16 protein-coding genes are annotated in these 21,808 nt (G+C 44.3%); 4 read left to right on the top strand and 12 right to left on the bottom strand.

Going from position 1 to position 21,808, the window contains the following annotated elements; all coding sequences use genetic code 11:
- Positions 1-464: 464 nt before the first annotated feature.
- From M3180_RS13115 to M3180_RS13060, 12 genes are all read right to left on the bottom strand, one after another.
- Positions 465-1,550 carry a Gfo/Idh/MocA family protein gene (locus tag M3180_RS13115; protein WP_251668185.1) on the bottom strand — a complete coding sequence of 362 codons (1,086 nt, stop codon included), beginning with the start codon at positions 1,548-1,550 and terminating at the stop codon, positions 465-467.
- Between the two features lie 153 nt (positions 1,551-1,703).
- Positions 1,704-2,432, bottom strand: a complete 729-nt coding sequence (locus M3180_RS13110; protein ID WP_251668183.1) for a response regulator transcription factor — start codon at positions 2,430-2,432, stop codon at positions 1,704-1,706.
- Positions 2,433-2,434: 2 nt separating this feature from the next.
- Positions 2,435-4,174: a sensor histidine kinase gene (locus M3180_RS13105; RefSeq protein ID WP_251668181.1), complete on the bottom strand. Its 1,740-nt coding sequence runs from the start codon at positions 4,172-4,174 to the stop codon at positions 2,435-2,437.
- Positions 4,175-4,259: 85 nt separating this feature from the next.
- Positions 4,260-5,684, bottom strand: coding sequence for a family 43 glycosylhydrolase (locus M3180_RS13100; protein WP_251668172.1), 1,425 nt, complete (start codon positions 5,682-5,684; stop codon positions 4,260-4,262).
- Positions 5,685-5,778: 94 nt separating this feature from the next.
- Positions 5,779-7,353, bottom strand: a complete 1,575-nt coding sequence (locus tag M3180_RS13095; protein ID WP_251668170.1) for an extracellular solute-binding protein — start codon at positions 7,351-7,353, stop codon at positions 5,779-5,781.
- 73 nt (positions 7,354-7,426) lie between these two features.
- Positions 7,427-8,308: a carbohydrate ABC transporter permease gene (locus M3180_RS13090; protein WP_251668168.1), complete on the bottom strand. Its 882-nt coding sequence runs from the start codon at positions 8,306-8,308 to the stop codon at positions 7,427-7,429.
- A 9-nt stretch (positions 8,309-8,317) separates the two neighbouring features.
- Positions 8,318-9,301: an ABC transporter permease gene (locus tag M3180_RS13085; protein WP_251668166.1), complete on the bottom strand. Its 984-nt coding sequence runs from the start codon at positions 9,299-9,301 to the stop codon at positions 8,318-8,320.
- 265 nt (positions 9,302-9,566) lie between these two features.
- Positions 9,567-10,610 (bottom strand): Gfo/Idh/MocA family protein, encoded by a 1,044-nt coding sequence (locus tag M3180_RS13080; protein ID WP_251668164.1) that lies wholly within the window; start codon positions 10,608-10,610, stop codon positions 9,567-9,569.
- 13 nt (positions 10,611-10,623) lie between these two features.
- A complete protein-coding gene (locus M3180_RS13075) occupies positions 10,624-11,346 on the bottom strand; it encodes a ThuA domain-containing protein (RefSeq protein ID WP_251668162.1) in 723 nt (240 codons plus the stop codon).
- 607 nt (positions 11,347-11,953) lie between these two features.
- Positions 11,954-13,549 carry an extracellular solute-binding protein gene (locus M3180_RS13070; protein ID WP_251668160.1) on the bottom strand — a complete coding sequence of 532 codons (1,596 nt, stop codon included), beginning with the start codon at positions 13,547-13,549 and terminating at the stop codon, positions 11,954-11,956.
- 62 nt (positions 13,550-13,611) lie between these two features.
- Positions 13,612-14,526, bottom strand: a complete 915-nt coding sequence (locus tag M3180_RS13065; RefSeq protein WP_251668158.1) for a carbohydrate ABC transporter permease — start codon at positions 14,524-14,526, stop codon at positions 13,612-13,614.
- A 16-nt stretch (positions 14,527-14,542) separates the two neighbouring features.
- The gene (locus tag M3180_RS13060; RefSeq protein ID WP_251668156.1) at positions 14,543-15,466 is read right to left on the bottom strand and encodes an ABC transporter permease; all 924 of its coding nucleotides are present in this window, start codon (positions 15,464-15,466) and stop codon (positions 14,543-14,545) included.
- 289 nt (positions 15,467-15,755) lie between these two features.
- On the opposite strand from M3180_RS13060, the gene M3180_RS13055 reads away from it, so the two are divergent.
- The 4 genes from M3180_RS13055 (at position 15,756) to M3180_RS13040 (ending at position 21,805) form a co-directional block, all read left to right on the top strand.
- Positions 15,756-17,477, top strand: coding sequence for a sensor histidine kinase (locus M3180_RS13055; RefSeq protein ID WP_251668155.1), 1,722 nt, complete (start codon positions 15,756-15,758; stop codon positions 17,475-17,477).
- Positions 17,455-19,050 (top strand): response regulator, encoded by a 1,596-nt coding sequence (locus M3180_RS13050; RefSeq protein WP_251668153.1) that lies wholly within the window; start codon positions 17,455-17,457, stop codon positions 19,048-19,050. The genes M3180_RS13055 and M3180_RS13050 overlap by 23 nt, the downstream gene beginning before the upstream one ends.
- Positions 19,040-19,234 carry a hypothetical protein gene (locus M3180_RS13045; RefSeq protein WP_251668151.1) on the top strand — a complete coding sequence of 65 codons (195 nt, stop codon included), beginning with the start codon at positions 19,040-19,042 and terminating at the stop codon, positions 19,232-19,234. Before M3180_RS13050 ends, M3180_RS13045 begins: the two co-directional genes overlap by 11 nt.
- A 306-nt stretch (positions 19,235-19,540) precedes the next feature.
- Positions 19,541-21,805, top strand: a complete 2,265-nt coding sequence (locus M3180_RS13040; protein WP_251668149.1) for an EAL domain-containing protein — start codon at positions 19,541-19,543, stop codon at positions 21,803-21,805.
- Positions 21,806-21,808 lie beyond the last annotated feature (3 nt).

Here is a 21,808-nt window from a genome sequence, read left to right as displayed (position 1 = left end):
CCATACCCTATGCTGCTAGTTGCATAGGTAAAACCATACTAGCATACAAGTATAGACACAAAACATATTAGCATAAGTAAAATACATACTAGCATACAAGCACTATCGGAGTTGATGACATTTATGTATTTCAAGCTGAGCACCGCCAGTACTTATCGAATTGGCAAACATGCATCTCTTGTTGAGGATAATGAGCACTTACTACGTAGAGGTGAAAAAATCGAGGTATCAATTATTGCTTTAATTAAGCTTATATCACACTACTTTCGCATTCCTCCCATCCTTTGAAATGGTTGAAGCTAGAATACTAGGTTAATCCCCTCTTGGTGTGTATACGCTTACATTAAGTCAATATCATTTTACAAGCCCCTACTGTAACTGTAAACCCCTCTAATCACAGTTATTGCTCATTATATGCAAAAAACATAAAAAAAGCCTGATCTCTCAGGCTTTTCTGCATTTTACTATTCTTCGAAATAAATCGCCTTTCCAGTTCTAGAGGACTCATAGATCGCTTCGAGAATCTCAGATACGACGCAGGCTTGCTCAGGAGTGACAAGCGGCTCAGTGTCATTCTCAATCGACTGAAGCCATAGTCGAGCTTCGACCTCCGCAGGGTCATCCTTACTGCCCTCATAGAAATCAACGCCGCTTGCATCAAGCTCAATGCGGTTTGTGAAGAGCTTGCTATGCTTCTCACCATTAATACGCAAGCCATCCTCCATATCCGCACCACCTTCGGTGCCGCATAGCGTCGTCTTCGCTTCTCCTGTCTGAAGCATATTAATCGCCCAGCTCGATTCAAGCATAATCGTAGCACCGTTCTGCATTGTGATCATTCCCATCGCCGCATCCTCTACGGTGAACTTTTCAGGGTCCCAGGAGCCCCAAGCGTTAGCGGCATTTGCTCGCTGTGAAAGCTTATGAAATGCTGTGCCAAGCACAGCCTTAGGCTTATAGTTATTCATCATCCATAGCGTTAGATCGAGTGCATGAGTACCGATATCGATTAACGGACCTCCGCCTTGCTTTTCCTCATCAAGGAACACGCCCCAGGTCGGCACTGCACGACGACGAATCGCATGAGCCTTCGCGTAGTAGATATCACCAAGCTCGCCATCCTCGCAAAGCTGCTTCAAATATTGAGAGTCTGAGCGAAAACGATTCTGGTAGCCAATCGTCAGCTTTTTCCCTGAGCGCTTTGCTGCTTCGACCATACGACGCGCATCTGCTGCCGTCTTGGCCATCGGCTTTTCACACATGACATGCTTATTAGCTTCAAGCCCTGCAATCGAAATCTCAGCATGAGAGTCATTAGGCGTACATACATGTACGATATCAATCGTTGGGTCGGCTAGCAGCTCATGATAGTCGGTATATACTTTCGCATCTGGTGCACCAAATGCTTCGCGAGCCTTAATGGCACGCTCTTCATCGATATCGCAGAAAGCGACCATTGCAGCGTTTGGCTGCTTTTGCAGTGCGGGCATATGCTTACCCGTCGCGATTCCTCCACAGCCAATGATTCCAATACGATAAATGTTAGACATAGAAGCAGCTCCCTTACTGAAAATTCACTTAATGTGTTTGTTCGTTCTCGCTCAATGTTATCTTCAATAGGTAATTTCGTATGACTGCTGTGCAGTTAGCTAATTATAACAGAATTAAACCCATAGTTTCATCCTTCAAACGAAAAGGTATCATCAGCTGTTACACTCCTCTTCAAGCACACTTTTCCGGTATGCCCCAGGTGTAGTACCGGTATAACGCTTGAATACTTTCGTAAAGTAGTGCTTATTGTCATAGCCAACCATTTTTCCGATGGCGCTCACAGAGGCATCATGCTCATTTTCCAGTAAATTTTTCGCCTCACGAATGCGCATCGCATTTAAATAATTGATGAAGGTTTCTCCTGTTTCTTTCTTAAACAAGCTGCAAATATAATTAGGATGGAGGTCCATCATCTCGGATAAGTGATCAAGCGAGAGATCCTTTCTAAAGTGAACCTGCATATAGGTAAGAATTCGATTGGCATGCGAAGTATAATCAGCATCAGTCGAAGCAGGGAGCTCCTGCTTAATACGCTCGAGCAGTATGCCAATTTCAGCTTGATCGATCGGCTTCAATATATAGTCAACGACACCTGCTCGCAGAGCGGTACGAACATATTCAAATTCATCGTATCCCGTCAATACGATAAAGCGGTTACATAACTCCTGTGCTTTAGCCTCTTCCATCATTTCAAAGCCGCTCATTTCAGGCATATTGATGTCCGTGATCGTCACATCTGGCATATACTGCTGCATGACCTTAAGCCCTTCGTATGCATTAAGAGCTTCACGAATCTCCGTTCCTTCAGGAGCTACTTTTCTGACAACCTTGACCAGTCCATTTAGAATCAATGGTTCATCGTCTACAATCAATAATCTCATACTCAACCAGCTCCTCTTTTATCAATTACGATGCATAGACAGGTTTGAAGCCCCGGCTCACTCTTAAGCTCTAATCGGGACGCTCCACCGAAGTAAGCCTTAATACGATCATGAACATTGATTAAGCCTACACCTGTTACTAATGTTGATTTATCTTGCTTCGTTCCTCCCGATAATGTGGATTGAAGCTGGATTAGCTTTTCCTTCGCGATCCCGTCACCGTTATCAATGACCGATATGCGAAGCTCCTGCTCATTCTCCTCAGCAACAAGGCGAATGTGTACGGGACGTATAACCTTTGACGCTCCATGAATAATGCTGTTTTCTACTAGCGGCTGTATCATAAACCGCGGACATACCACTTTCGCCGCATCATCAATGGATACATCAAATTCATACGTTAATCTATGCTGAAGCCGCATCTTATGAATTTGTAAATAAAACTTAGCCATCTCAATTTCCTGAGCAAGCGTAATCTCCTCATGCTCAGAGGACAAGCTGTACCGCATTAATTTACCGAACCATAACGATATATCCGCAACCTCATGATCGTTGTTCGTTTCTGCAAGCATCCTAATTGTCTCCAGCGTATTGTACAGAAAATGCGGCTTAATTTGCGCTTGTAAAACCTTATATGCAGCCTCTTTGTTAAGCATTTCAACACGATGAACATTATTGATCAGTTCATCCATTCGTTGAAGCATCGAATTATACGTTTCGATGAGAAATCCAATCTCATCGTTCTCTTTGAGCTTATCTTGCTTGATGATGTTCTGTCGTAAATTATCATTATCCAATGTACGCATATGTCTAGCTAATCTTAAAATGCGCTTGGTAATGGTAGAAGCAAACATATAATATACGAAGGATAGACCAACTAATAAGAAGACGATAATAATAATGACTACGACCTCTGAACGTGTAAGGGAATGGAACACATCGCTTACCTTACCTGTTACAATGACACGAAGCCCAAGCTCCTCTAGCTCTAATTGATTCATAATATTTTTATGATGAATGACAAATTTGTTATGCTCCTGCTTTAAGTCTGCTAGTGTCTGTTCATCAATGGCTGCTTCATTAGGAAATTCTCCTATAAGCTCATCCTGCTCGGTTAATAAAACAACATGCCACGGCTCTTCTACGCCGGCAGCATCATAAAACTTATCAATTAACGTATCGTTGATTTTAATTTCTAGCAATCCGATTTTCTCGGTAAATTGCGTATTATAGATATGCTGGTAATATATGAGCTCCGAGTGAAGGGAATCTGGATTAACCCGAACCCACATGCCAGATCCAGGCTTTAAATGACGAGTAGCTTCTTCTATCTGCGGATCAAGATTTGTCGAATCAACAAAATGCTCTGTTATCGTAAATACATCTTCCTTCAGCTTGTAGATGACGATCGAATGAATCTCGGAATTGGCGAAATACGACTGAGCATATAACGGACTAATGTAGCGAATGAATGAATATACACTCTCCAGCTCCCTGTCATATACACCGTCGAGATAGTCAGTAACGTACGAATTGTATTGCAGCACCCGGTGCACGGACTGAATACGAGTAAAATCCATCTTCATATTCGCATAGGCTTGCTCTAAAATCTTCTGTCTGCTTTCGGCAAACTGCTTCGTCAGGCTTCCGTGGATCTGAGAATAATAATGGTAACCAAATGCGATAACAGGTATTAGTATGAGAATAATATAACCTAGCGTAAGTTTCCGAGTAATATTCATACTTTCCCTCCTAGCTACTCTAATAAGCTACCTCAGTATCCACGGATGTACGCTGACGATGAATCAGCTTTCTAACGATATGATATTAAGCTAAGGTGAATGATGCTAAGCTAGCACTGCCCATTCCTGTAAAGGTTAAATATATCGCATGCACGCCGTCAGGAAGGTCAAGCTCCGCAGAATATTCCTTCCAAACATTCGTAAATCCAACTGGAATTTCGGCCAACACCGGTCCATCCCACGTCGTTTTCACCTGGAAGCTGCCTTGACTGTACCCGCGTACATTAATGCTTATTTTTTTAACGCCCTTGCAATCAAAATACTTAAAGCCAGCGGTAGCCGAATCCGTTAAATTCGCAATGTATCCAACCTCTTCGTCTCCGTCCTTTCCATCCTGTGTTACTTTAGGGAATCTACTGTCCATCCATACTCCAGCTCCAAAGCCTCCAGTATAGATCGCTTGATCCTTATAGAACAGGTTACAAGCCAAATACGCAGGATACTCACCAAAGCCAACAAGAGGCCCGCCGTTAGGACCACAAGAGGTCATCTCAACCTGAGGAATGGTGCCATCCTCTTGAAAAGTAATCGGCTCTAAGCATCCCTGACGACAAAACGCCGTTCCGTTCGTATGTCTATGGTAGAAGATATACCACTTGTCATTAATTTCAACGATGCTTCCATGATTATTACCGCCATAGTACATCGGTTGAGTCGCTGGCTTATAGGAATCAATATGAAGATCACTGTTGCTTATAATAACTCCCTGATACTGAAATCCACCTGTAGGGGATGAGCTTGTCGCGTAGCACAGCTCATGCATCGCTACAGAAGAGTAGATAAGGTAATAGGTATCTCCCTTTTTTCTAATGGAAGGCGCTTCAAAAAACTCATGTCCTTCGAAGCCACTGCCTTTACTATAAGGCTCACTTGGCAGTACAAATACAGGCTCCTCGACAATCGTTAGCATGTCTGGACCGAGGACAGTCGCCATCGCACCCTTTCTCGATTTATCACCAACGGAGCAAAATCCGGTATACAGGTACGTTACATCCCCTTCTGTCAGTACGCCAGGGTCGAATTGAGGCTGATCTCCTTCTCTTTCTCCTAGACGAGTACCGTCCGCATACTTTACATAACCATAAAATTGATACTTTCCAGCCGGCGTATCGCATACCGCAACAGATACAACCGGTACCTTATCCAAAACATAATATAAATAATAACGTCCATCGGGACCTACTGTGACATCTGGCGCATACAGGCACATACTGCCATCCGGATTGAGAGGGTCATCGGTCTTCGCATAGATTTCTCCCTCATAGCGCCAATCGGCTAGATCATCTACAGGTGCAGACCAGCATGCGTAATCATTCAAACAAAAGACATGTCCATTGAAACGATCATGTGAGCCGTAAATATATACTCGACCGTTGAAAACGTATGGTTCACCATCTGGAATGTACTCCCACGATGGGAGGTAAGGATTAAGGCCTTGCTTTTTACTCATCACTAAATAACCTCCGTCTTATATTTTATGTATCACTACAGTAAGTTCGAAAAATCCGGCAGAGTTCCTTCTTTCTCTACCGGATTTTGATAAATTATTTAAATAAATCTTTTTTCTTTTGATAGGTTTCGTTTGCCCAGTCCACTAGCTTTTGTAGACCGATCTGCTCAGCCGTTTTCAGCATGCTCTCATAGTTTGCAATTGCTTCTTCCTCTGAGCTTGCTAGATAGATCTTTACCTTCTCATTTTTAATCATTTCATCGATCTTTGTTTTGATCGTTCTTTCCTCAGAATCTGGCTCAGTTTGAATCAATCCGATTTCTGGTTTATAGACGGTGATTGCCTTTCGTTCAAGCAATGCTTGCGTCTTTTGCGTACCAGGCACATAGCCCTGCAGCCCTTCCGTTACGCCATCATTGTACAGGTACCACCATTTGATTCCATTACCATTTACAAAATCAGCATCCGATGGATCGTAGTTTAAGTTCGGGTATCCTTCTTCATTCCACGTCCAATGCTCTCCTTCAATACCAAACATCGTTAGCTTCTTGCCCTCATCACTCGCCAAAAACTCAATAAATTTAATGGAAGCCTCTGGGTTCTTGTTGTTCTTCGTAATGAAAGTTCCTGCAAAGCCTAGCCCTGAGCTTACGATTTTAGCATCCTTGGACAATGCACTTGGCAGCATCTTAAAGCTATAATCAGCACCATTGTTTTTAATTTTGGCATTGTCTGAATCGGCAACGCTGACCGTATGACTATGAGCAAATGCTTTCCCGCCAACCGCATATTCATCATCGATTTGGTCATTCGTATAGGCGAAGTTTTCAGCAAGAATATAGCCGTTTCGATACAATAGATTCATAAACTTGAAGAACTCTAGTATTTCTGGCTGCTTGATTGCATAGTCTATTTTCCCATCGCGCTCGTACCATCCGTCGAGCAGCGCCTCAACGCCGAATTGCTGTATGAAATATTGCTCCATCCAGTCCTTATCCATCGTGAGCGGCACCATATCAGGATATTTCTCCTTCACCATGCCTAATACATTGACGAAATCCTCCACCGAGTTCAACGATGGATTGCCAAGCTCAGCCAATATATCCTCACGTACAGCAATTCCTGGGTTACCATCGCTGCCAATCGCATATTTATGCTCGGCCATCTCCTCTTGTGTAGCGAAGGAGTTTCTTACCGTATAGAAGTTCCCATCCTCCATCGTATGAATAGCTTTTCTCGTATCATCTATGATGAAGTTAGGGGCATATTGCTCAATTAGCTCATTCCATGGATAGGACAGCTTAGAGTCAGATAGTCGAGTGACCTGGGAGGAAGTAAAAATAAGATCCGGTAAATCTCCAGAGGAGATCATCAGTGGAAGCTGCTTATCATCAGCAGCGACCGTTACCTTTAATTTCACGCCTGTTTTTTCAGTGATTTTCTCAGCAATAGGTCCCTTCCATTCATTCACTGGATACCATGATGCATCGATAAAAAGTGACAGCTCCGTAATTTCATCCTTCGTTGTTGCCGCTTCTCCGTTATTACTAGAATTCGTGCCGTTATTACCCTTCGGGCTCGCATCTTTTCCCCCACAAGCCGATAATAAGGACACCATCAATACCGTTACCAAGGCTAGCAATAGTCCTTTTGTTCCCTGTATCTTCATCCTTAAACACCCCTCCATCAAACTAATATATATTAAAGCACATTTCTGCTCTAATACCGCACTTAGATCAGCATTAACCCTTCACCGAGCCTAACATGACGCCTTGAACAAAGTATTTCTGTAGAAATGGATACACGCATACGATCGGAGCTACTGATATGACCATCGCAGCAAGCTGAAGCGAATAGCTTGTAACTCCTGCTGAAGAGCTGTTTGCAATAGCAAGCGAATCCATTGGAATATTACTTTTGTTGATGACCTCCATCATGCGGAAGGCAAGTGTTCTTAAGTTATCCGACTGGACAAAGTAAGCGGAGTCCAGCCAGGAATTCCATTGACCTACACCTGTAAATAATGACATCGTGGCGATAAGCGGCATCGATACAGGAAGAATCACCTTATAAAAGATAACCAGCTCGCTCGCTCCATCCATATGTGCAGATTCCTTCAGCTCTCCTGGAATATCGCGAAAGAAGGAGATCGCGATCAATAGGAAAAACGTGCTGAGCATCGAAGGGATAATATAAACGCCAAAGGTGTTAAGTAATCCGATTGAACGTAGCACGACGTAATATGGAATCAAGCCGCCTGAGAAGTACATTGCAAAGATAATAATGGTGAAGTAGGTTTTGCGGAACAACAACTGTTGATGCGATAGCCCGTAGGCGACAATGCTCGTAAGGAGCACTCCCAGCACAGTGCCAGAAAGCGTTCTCATAATCGTCACCAAAAAGGCTTTATACCAATGAGGATCACTCAAAAATCGTTCATAGTTTTCAAATGTAAAGGATCTCGGCCAGAAGTAAATGGCTCCCGTGAGCGAGTCCGTTCCCTTATTAAATGAGAGAATCAAAACATAGTAGAATGGATAAAACATGACGATAAAAATAAGAAACAGAATGATCGTAATGAAGCTATCCATAATTTTGTCCTTTTGTTTTTGACCCATCTCCATGCCTCCCCTCTAAAATAAGCTAGATCCTGATGCACGCTTCGCAATAAAATTACTAGAAAAGATCAAAATTACAGCAATGATGGACTGAATCAAATCTATCGCTGCGGCATAGGAGAAACGACCATCCCTTAGTCCGACCTTAAAGGCATACGTCTGTACAATTTCTGAGGTGGAATTGTTAATGCTGTTGCCGAATAGAAATGCTTGTTCGAAGTTAGAACCGACCAAGCCTCCACCTAGGATGCTTCCGATCGTAAGAATAAGAACTACGACGATGGTACCCTTCATCCCTTGAAACGTAATATGACGAATTCGCGCCAGTCTCCCTGCTCCGTCAATTTGCGCGGCTTCATACAGCGTCGGATCTATTCCAGCTATAGCTGCTAAGAAAATAATCGTCCACCAGCCGACCTCTTTCCACACCGCGCTTCCCACGGCTAGCCCCCAGAAGTGATCTGCGTTCGTCAGAATATCCATTGGCTTGTCTATGAGCCCCAAGCTCATTAAAGCTTTGTTAATCATGCCAATATCTGCAGACAGAAAGGAGAACGCGATTCCTGCCACGACAACCCACGATATGAAATGTGGCAAGTAGCTAACGGTTTGCACGATTTTCTTGAAGCGTAGATTTCTTGCTTCGTTCAATAGAATCGCAAGTAGTATTGGAGCAGGAAAAGTGAATAGTACCTTTAGAAAGCTTAGAACGAGTGTATTACGAACAATCTCGCCAAAACGATAATCGCTAACAAACTCATTAAAATGCTTAAGTCCTACCCATTCGCTCGTAAAGATTCCTTTAATTCCACTCGAAATGGAGTACTCCTTAAAGGCCATCAATATCCCGAACATCGGAGTGTAGGAGAATATAAGTAAAAATATCATTCCCAATCCAACAAACAGATGAAGCACCCTTTGCTTCTTTAATTGCTTGAAAAACTGTGCTCGGCGATGACTCCATTGGACACTGTGACTGACTTTCGTTTCAACCTCCATAATAGCGTCCCTCCTTTGTAATCATTATATCTGCCACGATCAGGCACTATAAGCCAACGATATTAAGAAAGCGTTGTCAATTATTAAGATACCGTTGGTTATCTAAATTAAAATAGAGCAGCTCAGGTAGGAGCGTAGATGCTTAAACGCAAAAAAGACTTTTAAGATTATTCGCAGTGAATAATCTTAAAAGTCTTTAGGCTTAAAGCACGTTCTTAGATCCAGAGCTTAGATCCCTTGCTCAGATCCCTTTCAAGTTATTACTTTATAACGAGACAACAGACTTATTCTCGCTCGACGTTACAATTGCATCGAGCACCTGCTGATTACGGTAGCCATCCATGAAGCCCGGCAGCAATTCCCCGGACTTTCCATCCAGCATGGCTAGGAAGTCGTTATACTGCTTCACCTTACAATGGCTAGGCACATCAAGTGTAATCCTCGACAGCTGGCCGGAGGCTTCCTCTCGAATCCATACGATCTGATCTGGATTCAAGGTCGAGGCGTGAAGCGTGCCAGTATCTCCATAGATCGATACCTCGTGCTGATTTCCCGAGCCAACAGCATTGCGTGAGGTGTGGAATATGCCCATCACATCACCAGACATTCGAGCTTGGAAGCTTGCATAATCATCCACCTCTATCTTGACCTTCGCTCCGCTTTTAGCGTCTAACCGCTCAGGAATTATCGTCTTCAGCTGTGCCGACAGCTCCTCGAATTCGCCAAACAGAAAGCGTGCCAGATCAATCATATGAGAGCCGAGGTCACCGAGCGTGCCTGTACCGGTAATCGCTTTGTCGTATCGCCATATATAAGGGTGATCGGCCTTGCCCCAGCCTTGCAGATATTGCAGGGAGAAGCTCCTTACTGTGCCGATGCTCGCCTCCTGTATCAGCTCCCGTACATAACGGAAAGCAGGCGTGTAGCGATAGCTGAAGCCAATCATCGCAGCAACGGGCTGTCGCTCATACAGCTCCAGCAGCTGAGCGGCCTCCTCGAGGGTTCGCGTAAACGGCTTTTCTCCAAGAAACGGCTTGCCCGCTTCGATACAAGCTCGCATGATATTCGCATGAATGTTGTTCGGCGTAACCGATACGACCGCTTCAACATCAGCATCCTGTATAAGCTGCTGGAAGTCAGTGTAGCGCTTCTCCTCATTAATCCCCAGCTGATTACCGAATCGCTGCAGTGCCTCTTCGTTCACATCACTGACAGCAACAATGTCAAAGCGTCCTGTTTCCTTCATCCATTGCCGGTGAGCATGCGCCATTCCGCCTAAGCCTATTAATCCAATTCGATAGATCTTCATATTGTCTTCCTCCTTATTTCGCGGAAATATGCTCTAGTGGCTTTGCGTTGCCATAAGTCGGGCGCTCGCTATCTACTGGTGCAGCCCAACGGACAGCATTGATGATGACTCGCTGAATTTGCTCGTTGTGATAGGTTGGATACGTTTCATGCCCCGGCCGGAAATAAAACACCCTTCCACTGCCTCGTGTATAGGTACAGCCACTACGAAACACCTCGCCGCCCTCGAACCAGCTCGTAAAGATCAGCTCATCAGGCGCTGGTATATCAAAATGCTCGCCATACATTTCTTCCTGCTCCAGCTCGATATACTCGCCAATGCCTTCAACAATCGGATGACTTGGTGCTACGACCCAGAGCCGCTCGCGCTCATCCGCCTCGCGCCACTTTAGCTCGCAGGACGTACCCATTAATGCTTTGAAGATTTTAGCGAAATGTCCGGAATGCAGCACGATTAGTCCCATGCCGCTAAGCACACGCTGCTGTACCTTACGAACAATGTCATCCTGCACTTCACCGTGGGCTAGATGTCCCCACCAGATTAGAACATCGGTATTGCTTAACACGTCATCAGTTAAGCCGTGCTCCGGCTCGTCTAACGTCGCAGTTCCTGCTTCAAAGCCTGCCTGCTTAAGAAAGGATGCAATCGCACCATGAATGCCTTCTGGGTATATCTCTCTTACGGCTGGATTGTGATGCTCATGACGGTTTTCATTCCATACTGTCACCTTTAACATGTTGGCTCAACACTCCTTGTTCGTTTCCTGTCTTAGATTGGGTTGCCTATAAAGTTCTGTGGACACGTATGAAGCCGCTACGGAGCAAAGAGTTCTTGCACTCGCGTTTAAAGCCTGATTCTCTTAGAGTTAATAAGGTAGAATCAGGCCTTAAAGGCGAGCCACTATCGTTTTCCAGAATCTCTTTGCTCCTTCGCTCAGGGTGAGCGTTGAGCAAGCGGCTTATGAAGCTTACTTATTAGACAACCCTTGTTGATTGTGCGCTGCGTGTAAGCTTACTCCACACTTATTCAGCACTCATTCAGCGCTCATGTAATACTCATTTAACGGTTATTCAACGATAATCAACATTCATTCAATGCTTGTTAATCGCATATGCAACGTTAATCCACTTTCGCTAGTGCTTACTTCAGGCTTATTCACACTCATCAATATTCGCTCGCTGCTTAATCAACTCTTTATCAGCAACAATTTACCAGGCTTGTTGCGAACATAATCAGCCAGTACTTGTTGTTTGCCTGTGCTTTTTTGCTTCTTGTTGCTCTCTTCTTCCTCTAAAATTCATAGCTTATCACCAAACATTCAACTCTCAGCACTTACTCAATGCCTACTCCACGCTCATGTAGCGGTTGTACGCATCCTCGTAGATTTTGATCAATTTCGGAAGTCCCATATCATTTAGCTGCTTGACATAAGCATCCCAGTTTTCATCAATTTCGCCCTTCGACACCCATTGGGCGCGTGTGCTGGCAATGTAGCTATTAATGTCGGTCGTCAAAGTCGGCAGCTCCTGGTATTCCTCAGCTGTGTACAGTACATCTGGATATGGAACAGTGACATAATCTGCGCCTAGCTTATCGAGCTCCTGCTTTAAGCCGTCACCCGTTGTAGGATCTAGCTTGATCTTTTCCTCAAAGCTTGGGCTTACGTATTTCGGACCGAAATCGCGCAGCGACTTCTCCCAGTACCATGCGTCTGCACTCGTACCCTCAGGCGGTGCCATTAACGAGTACGTACCATCCTCACTTTTCTCGATAGAGGTGCCAATCGCGCCCCAGAAGTTTTGGATACTTGCTTCACCCGTATAGAACTGGTCAATCCAACGAGCCGTCACCTCAGGATATTTATTGAAGGTTGTAATTAATACCTCGTTGCGTCTAAAGCTTAAGCCATCCGGCTCACCTAGCTGATAGCCTTTGCCATCTGGCCCTTTGATTGGCGCAATCGTAATATATTGATCGCTCCATTGACCGAAGACAGCATCAGGAATCCATTGGTAGGAGAAGCCGATAAGCGGTGCATCTGGGTTTTGACGCTTAGCACTAAGCATCGTCTCATCCTGTGTGAACGACTCACGGTCAATGATGCCCTCGTCGTACAGCTTATGCATCCATTTCAGCGCCTCTTTATATTCCTCGGAGGTCGGATAGTAGACAAGCTTATCATCCTTAACCATCATGTTGTTGCCTCGCAGATCGGTAATGCCGAAGATGCTTAGCATATTGACATCGATATCACCCGAGTTACTGACCGGAATCTCATCCTGCTTGCCGTTATTATTCGGGTCCTGCTCCTTGAACGCCTTCAGCACGGTATACAGCTCATCGATGTTCGTCGGCACCTTCAGTCCTAATTGATCAAGCCATGCTTTATTAATGACCGGCTGAGCGCCAGATTTCGGACGAGCTGGCAGCCTTGCAGGCAAGGAGTAGATCTTATCGTCAGGGAAGGTACTAATTTTCTTCAGCAGCGGTGTTTCCTCCATCGCGGCCTTCAGGTTCGGCATATGCTCGTCAATTAAGTCATCCAGCGGTCGGAAATAGCTTACGTTATTAATAATGTCAGAGGCTCCGAATGCCTGGTCGCCAATAATGACATCTGGAAGCTTGCCGCTCGCCAGCATAACCGATCTCTGCTCGCCCCAGTCATTAGAGGACATGACCTGCCAGTTAATTTTTACGTTAGTGTTCTTCTCTAGCTCCTGCAGCCAGGTGTTGGTCGTGAAGCTATCGCCCATATTGCCCCAGCGAACCGTCAGCACATCAAGCGTAATCGGCTCGTTGACAATCGGAAGGCCCTCCTTGTTGAAGTTTTCTGTAGCACTTGTTCCTCCCGTATTTTCCTTCTTGTTATCGCTGCTGCAGCCCCATAGCACAGTGCCCAGCATCGATAGCAAAGTAAGATACAGCAATGCTCTTTTCATCGGAAGCAATCCCCCTTCAATGGTTAATTACAAATTCGTTCAATTAGGCGAAAAACCCTTGTCTATGACTTCACGGCTCCGATCATCACCCCCTGGTTAAAGTACTTTTGAACAAAGGGATAGATACACATAATCGGGATCGTAGCGACAATGATCACAGAGTAGCGCAGCATATTGGCCAGACGCAGTGCAACCTGTGCCGCTTCACCCGTTCCCATATCCGACTGCATTTGGTTCGTAATTAAGATATTGCGAAGCACGAGCTGCAGCGGATACAGCGCATCATCCTTAATGTAGATCAAGGCGTTAAAGTATGAGTTCCAATGACCGACCGCAATCCATAGTGCCAATACCGAGATGATCGCCTTCGACAGCGGCAGAACAATCATGAAGTAGTAGCGCAGATTGCCACAGCCATCCACCTGAGCTGCTTCCCACAGATCGGCAGGGATACTATTCTGGAAAAATGTGCGCGCCACGATAATATCGAACACGCCAACCGCGAATGGAAGCACCAGCACTAAAAAGGTGTCATATAATCCGAAGTCGCGAATCGTCAGAAATGTTGGGATCAATCCGCCATTAAAGAACATCGTGAATATAAAGAATAACGTAATCGTTTTTCGCCCGAATAGATCCTTTCTCGACAGCGCATAGGCCGCTGAAAGATTAACCGCCAGCCCGATAAGCGTTCCGACGATTGTATAGGCAATCGTATTGCGATAGCCGATCCATATACGGGGATGATTCAGCAGCTCCTTATAGCCGTCAAACGTAAACCCGCTTGGCAATAGCCATACCTGTCCATTGCCCACCGCATACGGATCGCTAAAGGAAGCGATTACAATAAAGTAAAGTGGATACAGCGTAACGATCAGTACAAGGACCGTCCACACATATAGCATGATTTCGCTTATGTTATCGGAGGACCACCGTTTTCGCTTGCTGCCTACGTTTAGCTGTGCAGTGCCTGACATGCTTAGGGCCCCCTTTCTACCAAATGCTATTCTCGCTATATTTTCTTGAGATCTGATTCACCGTAACTAATAGAATTAAATTGATGATCGTATTAAACAAGTTGATGGCAGAGGAGAAGCTGTACTGGGCGCTTAATAGACCGATTTTGTACACGTAGGTCGACAGCACCTCGCTGCCCGAGATATTGAGATTGTTCTGCATGAGATATACCTTCTCGAAGCCAACACCGAGCAGTCCGCCAATACGCAGAATAAGCAAGGTGATCGCCGTCGGCATAAGCATCGGCAAATCGATCATCCGTACCATTTGCCATCTGCTCGCACCGTCTACCTTCGCTGCCTCATACAGACTCGGGCTAATTGCTGACAGAGCTGCAAGATAGATAATGCTGTTCCAGCCCGTCTGCTGCCACACATCGGACCATACATACAGGCTGCTGAACAGGCCGGACGATCCCATCAAATTCGGCGCTTCAGCTCCGAACAAGCGATAAATATTGCCAATTAGTCCGTTGCCTGGAGACAGTAGAATCATCATGATGCCGACGAGTACAACGGTAGATATAAAGTGTGGCATGTACGTTACCGTCTGGAAGAACCTTCGGTACATATTGTGCCGCAGCTGATTGACCAGCAGCGCGAAGATAATCGGAATCGGGAACGTTGCAAAGCTGTACAGGCTAATGTATAGCGTGTTTTTGAGCGTGACCTCGAATTGATAGGAGTTAAAAAACTTCTCAAAGTACTTGAAGCCGGCCCACGGACTTCCGGTAATACCTAGGGAAGGATTGTAATCCTTGAAGGCAATGATCACGCCGTACATCGGCTTATACGTAAATAGCAGGAGCAGCACGACAGCTGGCAGCAGCAGTAGGTATAAGCCCCAGTTTTTACTGATTCTCGCAGCGGTACGTTTTATGCGCAGCGTATATGGACTCAAGACCAAGTCGCCTCCCTTCTTAGAGTGAATATCTAACAGCTAGCTACAGCTTCATTATAGAACCATCGCTATTAAAGATCTGGACATTATAAGCTCAAGATTCGGACTTCATCGCTTGAAGGCTCGGGCGCTGCACTCTGCCGCCCTCTTGAATCCGGACTTTATGTAGCACTTTTCGGACATATTTGCTTGAAACGCTTCAGCTGTGATCTATTCCATTGGATTTCGATTTATAATGGGGGTAGCTAGAAAGGCTTTATAGATGAAGACATGTATAGGGGGCTCGTGAATGGAGACGAAGGAAGCTGGCCGAAATTTTTCGATTAAGCATTACGTCAAGAGACTGCTCTTTATTTCTTTCATTATATTAATTCTCGATCTAATCATTAGCCTCGTATCGATCTCTCTCGTCCAGCAGCAATCTGCTCAGTACCTGCGCAATACGGCTGAGCTGTATATCGATCGGATTAACAATAACTTCTCCTATCTGAATCATTTTATGGGTTGGACGCTTGCAAACGATGAGGATCTGGAGCTCATGAATGATGAAACGACTAGCGATGCTGCGTTTATTAAATCCAATCGTAATCTGTTTAGGCGCTATGCCGAGCTGCAAAAGAGTCTTGGTGCAGAGTACAACTTCTTCGTCTATCTCAAGGAGAAGCAATTCTTCTCCAACTTCGCACCGATGGACCTAACCTATCCCGATTATCAAGCCTTCAAGAAGCAGGTTATCGAGCTTGTGGAGGACAAAATGCTATATGAGCAATATTACTCCGAGTGGACAACAATCGAGATTAACGGAAGCTACTACATTATTAATATCGTGCCATTCTACGATAGCTACTTGATCAGTCTCATATCCGCAGACAAGCTGATCTCTCCGCTGCGCGAGCTAGACCTTGGCGGAGAAGGCTATGCGACGTTAATCGGAAGTGATGGCGAAAGTATAACTGATCCGATCCCTGAGCAATCTAAGCTGCTCAAGCTATTCCAGTTCGGCAAAACGGTGAACCAGCCGTTCTCGAATGCGACCTTCCATGTGAAGCTGGTCATTCAATTCGGTACCTTTGAGAAAATTATGATCGCCCAGCTGCTCGTCGTACTGCTTGCGGTGACGATTGCCTGCTACCTATGCTTCATCATGCTGTACTTCCTGAAGAAGGTGCTCATCCCGATTAAGAATTTCTCTAAAAATTTAACCGTACTGACGAGCACGGGAGAGCCAATCGACTTTGAAAACAGTAGAATTATAGAGCTAGAGAAGGCCAATAAGCAATTCATCGATCTCGTAAAGCAGCTGAAGGATATTAAGATTGAGATGTATGAGCGCGAGCTAGAAAAGCAAAGTATGCAGCTGCGCTACATGAAGCTGCAAATTAAGCCTCACTTCTTCTTGAATTGCCTAACGACGATTTACAGTATGTCGCAGATGCATATGCATGAGGAAATTCAGCGGATGACGATGTCGATCTCCAATTACTTCAGATATATTTTCCAAAATGATCAGGAGTTCGTTCGTTTAGAGGATGAGCTGGAGCATATAAGGGTGTACTTTGATATTCAGCGACAGCGCTATCAGAACGCATTTACCTATCTGATTGTCTCTACAGAATTAACAGCTAATGTGTGCATCCCACCTCTTATCCTACAGACGTTCATTGAGAATGCGATGAAATATGCGGTCTCTCGCGATAAAAAGGTCGAGATCAGCCTTGAGGTCAGTCAGCAGTTCATCGAAGGAGAAGAGCTAACCATGATCCGCATTGCCGATACGGGACCTGGCTTTCCACCGGATGTACTAGAGAAGCTGAGAAAAGGTCTGCCGCTCGATCAGTCGGAGGGACAGCATATCGGCATTATGAATACGCTGCAGCGGCTAGCGTATCTGTATGACAATAGAGCTAAGGTGCACTTTTCAAATTCAACCGGTGGTGGTGCATGTGTTGTGCTTTACTTACCAGCTACAGAGAAAGGGGATTTGGAGCATGAACGCATTGATTGTGGATGACGATTACTTTGTGATTAAGGCGCTGGAGACGAGAATGGATTGGCGAACACTGCAGATTGAGCAGGTGTATACGGCCGACAATATCGCCCAAGCGCGGGACATTATTACCCATCACCCGATTCATATCCTGATCTCAGATATTGATATGCCTCAAGGCAGCGGTCTAGAGCTGCTCGCGTGGATTCGCGATCAAGGCTACGATATACAAGCGATCATTCTAACAAATTATGCTGATTTCAACTATGCGCAGAAGGCGATTGAGCTGCAAAGCTTTGAATACTTCCTTAAGCCGATCGAATTCGACAAGCTGATGCTTATTATTCAGAAGGCGGTAGCACGAGCGAAGGAGCATCAAAGCAATGAGCTCGCCAAGCAGGAAGGCTACTTCTGGAAGAAGAATCAAGTGAAAATATTTGAGCATTTCTGGCGGCAGCTCATTAACAGCAGTCAATCGTTCCCGATGAAGCCAGCCGATATTGCGCTTGCGATTGATGAGCAGCAGCTGCCATACCGGATGGAGGATACGTTCCATTCGCTATTGATTCATCTGTTTCCGTACAACAACAGTATGGGCATTACCGATAAGGGCTTGTTCGACTATGCAATCATCAATGTGTGGAACGAGACGTTTCAGAGCTCCACTTTTTCAGTCGAGGCAATTATGGAATATAAGGAATATAACTGGATCGCGATTGTGAGGTGGAGCGACTCGCCGGATCATCAGACCATGGAAGAGCTATGCACTTCATTCATTGTGAAGGCGAATCAGTATTTGAAGGCAGATGCCAGCTGCAGCATTGGCATAGCTGTTGCTCTGGGCCGAATCAGTCAATCGATAAAGCAGCTAGTAAGCATTAATGAAGAGCTGGCAAAGTCTCGCAATCAGATCTTTTTCGTGGAGCAATATGAGCGTCAGCTGAAGAGAGATTATGAGCCGCCTAATCTGCAGCGGTTAGAGGAGCTGCTCTATCAGAACAAGCCCGCTGAGTTTGTTGAGGAAGCGTCGAGCTATCTTCGAGGCTATGTCGAGCATCAGGTACTCGATAAATCGATCCTAAGCCTGTTCCGCCTAGACATCACGCAGCTTGTCTATTCGTTCCTGAAGTCTAAGGAAATACTGACACATAGGCTATACTCCGGTAAAAGCTATGAGCGGCTATTCGCGCATGCCCTCCACTCGATTGAAAATATGGAGGAATACATCGCCTATCTCGTTGAAACAGCTACAGAATATCGGGAATTCACCAAGCAATCGAAGTCCGTCGTGGAGGAAGTTAAGCAATACATCCATTCCCATATCGGCGATGATTTATCGAGGAACAGCCTAGCAGAAATTATTTATCTTAATCCCGATTACTTAGCGAGAGTATTTAAAAAGGAAACGGGCATCTCCCTAGGGAGCTATATTACGCAGGCTCGTATTGCGGCAGCTAAGCATTTGCTAGAAACGACAACACTTTCGGTGTATGCTGTTGCTAAGAAGGTGGGCTATGCGAATTATTCGTACTTCTCGAAGCTATTCAAGCAGGATGTTGGGCTTAGCCCGAATGAGTATAAGAAGGGTGTTGTTTGATATAGAAAGACGTGAAGTTATGAGCTCAGTACTTTATATAGTTGCTGGGCTTGGTATTGGCTTGTACAAGGCTACACAACAGGAAGGCTTTCATTTTTGGGTGGGAATCGTCTTTATCACTATAGCAGCAATTATTTTGGTTGATTTTTTATTTAAGCTAGGAAAGAGAATGAAAGAAAAATAAGGCTTCGGAGTAAGCATTCCGTTCAGGAATTGCCTTCTCCGGAGCTCTATTTTTGCATTAATGAATAAACTCTATAAAACTTCTATAACTAGTTCACTTGAAATATAGATGTACGACTAAAGTGTGATATCATATATTGGAATGATATAAATATTGATCTAAGTAATGATATAATTACTAATAATTTCCCTATTAATTTTCAGTTAAACAGAGCTATATTATTTATAATTTTTATATTACTATTTACATTGCTAAAGTCGATGGGCGGTGATTAATATCAACCATAAACATGAAGAGGACTATATCGTGGAGTCCAAGCGTAAATGCTTCGAGGCAGGAATGGATCCAGATGAGATTCGACAACCAAAACGTTATATGTCAGAGCAGCAATTAGCACATAAACGAAGCATTTACAGCGAAATTTTATCCGTTGTTAACTTTTTTTCTAAAAAGATATTAAACTCCTTAGGCGGAACACCGGTATTAATTGTCATGTCCGATGAAAATGGTTATCTGCTACATATGATTGGTGATGAAACGATACGAAAAACGGTGCAGCAGCTTGGTATACAGGTAGGGGCGCAGTTTACAGAAGAGGATATGGGCACGAATGTCGTGAGCTTATCGCTGCAGCAAAGCCATCCTGTTCAGATTGTAGGCTCCGATCATTACCATAAGGTTCTTCATGGCACAGCGTGCTATGGCGTCGCCTTTCGTTACACGGATATCAACAATTTACTCGGAAGTATATGTATTATGACCGCGATAGAAATGCATAATCCATTCTTCCTAACGATGCTATCTACCGTTGTTGATTCCATCGAGAGAGAGCTTTTACTTCGGAAGCAAAATCGAAAGCTAAATATGTTAAATCAGATCATGGTTAATAGAAACAGAAATGGTATTATCATAACCAATGCTGATGGCAATATCGATTCCATGAACGATTTTGTAGAAGAGAATTTCAACTTTCGCAAGGATACCAATATTATCGTAAGAAGTGAGCGAGATACAGAGTGTCTTATTAGTCGGCATATGAAGACGGTTATAGAAGACAAGGTTTCCTTCGATAATGTGCAGATGATGCTGCAAACGGTAGATAATGAAAAGCTTGTATGCTTATTCGACGCTCAGCCTATCTATGATGAAACGAACAACTTTATCGGCTCATATGCTCAGCTTAGAGATATTACGGAGCGTTATCTTATTGAAAAGCAGCATAATTACATGGCCTATCACGATGAATTAACGTCACTACCTAATCGACGATCACTTCGAGAAACATTGTTTAATCACATCTCTGCATCTATCGCATCTGGCAGCAAGATTGACTTGACGCTTATGTTTTTGGATCTAGATCACTTTAAGACGATTAATGATGCCTTTGGACATTCCAATGGTGACATTTTACTAAAACAGGTATCTAGTAGACTTATAAAGGTACAAGGTGATACAGGCAAAGTATTCCGGATGGGCGGAGATGAGTTCATCTTCCTATTCCATGACTTACATAGACTGCATGGGCCACATGAAGCTACGAATAGAGCAAAGCAAATTATCGACTTATTCGAAACACCCTTCACCATTAACGGCTCTAGATTCCATGTATCGGCTAGTATTGGGATTGCGATCTATCCGAATGACGGCACGGACGCAGAAGCCTTCATGGTCTATGCAGATAACGCCATGTATAAATCGAAATCTAAGGGTAGAAACAATTACACCTTATTCGATGCAAATATGAAATCAACCTGCGACGAGAAGGCCAAGCTTTCTTTGGAGGTATCCTTAAAGAAAGCTTTAGAAAACAACGAATTCTTCGTGCATTATCAGCCACAGGTTGACTTAAAGCATATGAGTATCATTGGAGCTGAGGCTCTCTTACGATGGAATAGTCGCGAGCATGGTATGGTTTCTCCTGATGTATTCATCCCGATTCTTGAGGAAAACGGATTAATTACGCAGGTCGGTGAATGGGTCCTTCATGAGGTGTGCAGCCAAAGCAAGCGCTGGATTGATATGGGCCTTCCTAAGCTTCGAATGGCCGTTAATCTGTCTTCACAGCAATTCTTAAAGGATACGCTCGTTGACGTCGTCTCCAATACACTCATTAAAACAGGAATGGATCCGAACTATTTAGAGCTAGAAATTACCGAAACGATGACGATGGATGTTGAGCGTGCCATTCATGTGCTAAGTCAATTAAACGCTCTAGGTGTCAGGATTAGCATGGATGACTTCGGTACTGGCTATAGCTCCTTAAATTACTTGAAGAAGTTCCCTATTCACACCTTAAAGATAGACAAGTCGTTCGTTCGAGACATCATGATTGATGTTAATGATTCCAATATCGTCAGCACGATCATTTCGATGGCACACAATTTGAATTTAGATGTTGTTGCAGAGGGTGTAGAAACAAAGGATCAACTCAATTTCTTGCAATTGAAAAAATGCGATGCTGTTCAAGGATATTATTTTAGTAAACCACTTTCTGTTCATGATTTTGAAAAAACGTTTTATGAATTGAACGAAGTAATAAAGACCAATTACTCATATCAAATGGAAGGTTAGTTA

It is taken from the genome of Paenibacillus camelliae (assembly GCF_023715345.1).
Taxonomy (GTDB): Bacteria; Bacillota; Bacilli; order Paenibacillales; family Paenibacillaceae; genus Pristimantibacillus; species Pristimantibacillus camelliae.
The sequence above is the reverse complement of the archived record's forward strand: the minus strand, read 5'-3'. Positions and strand labels throughout refer to the sequence as shown.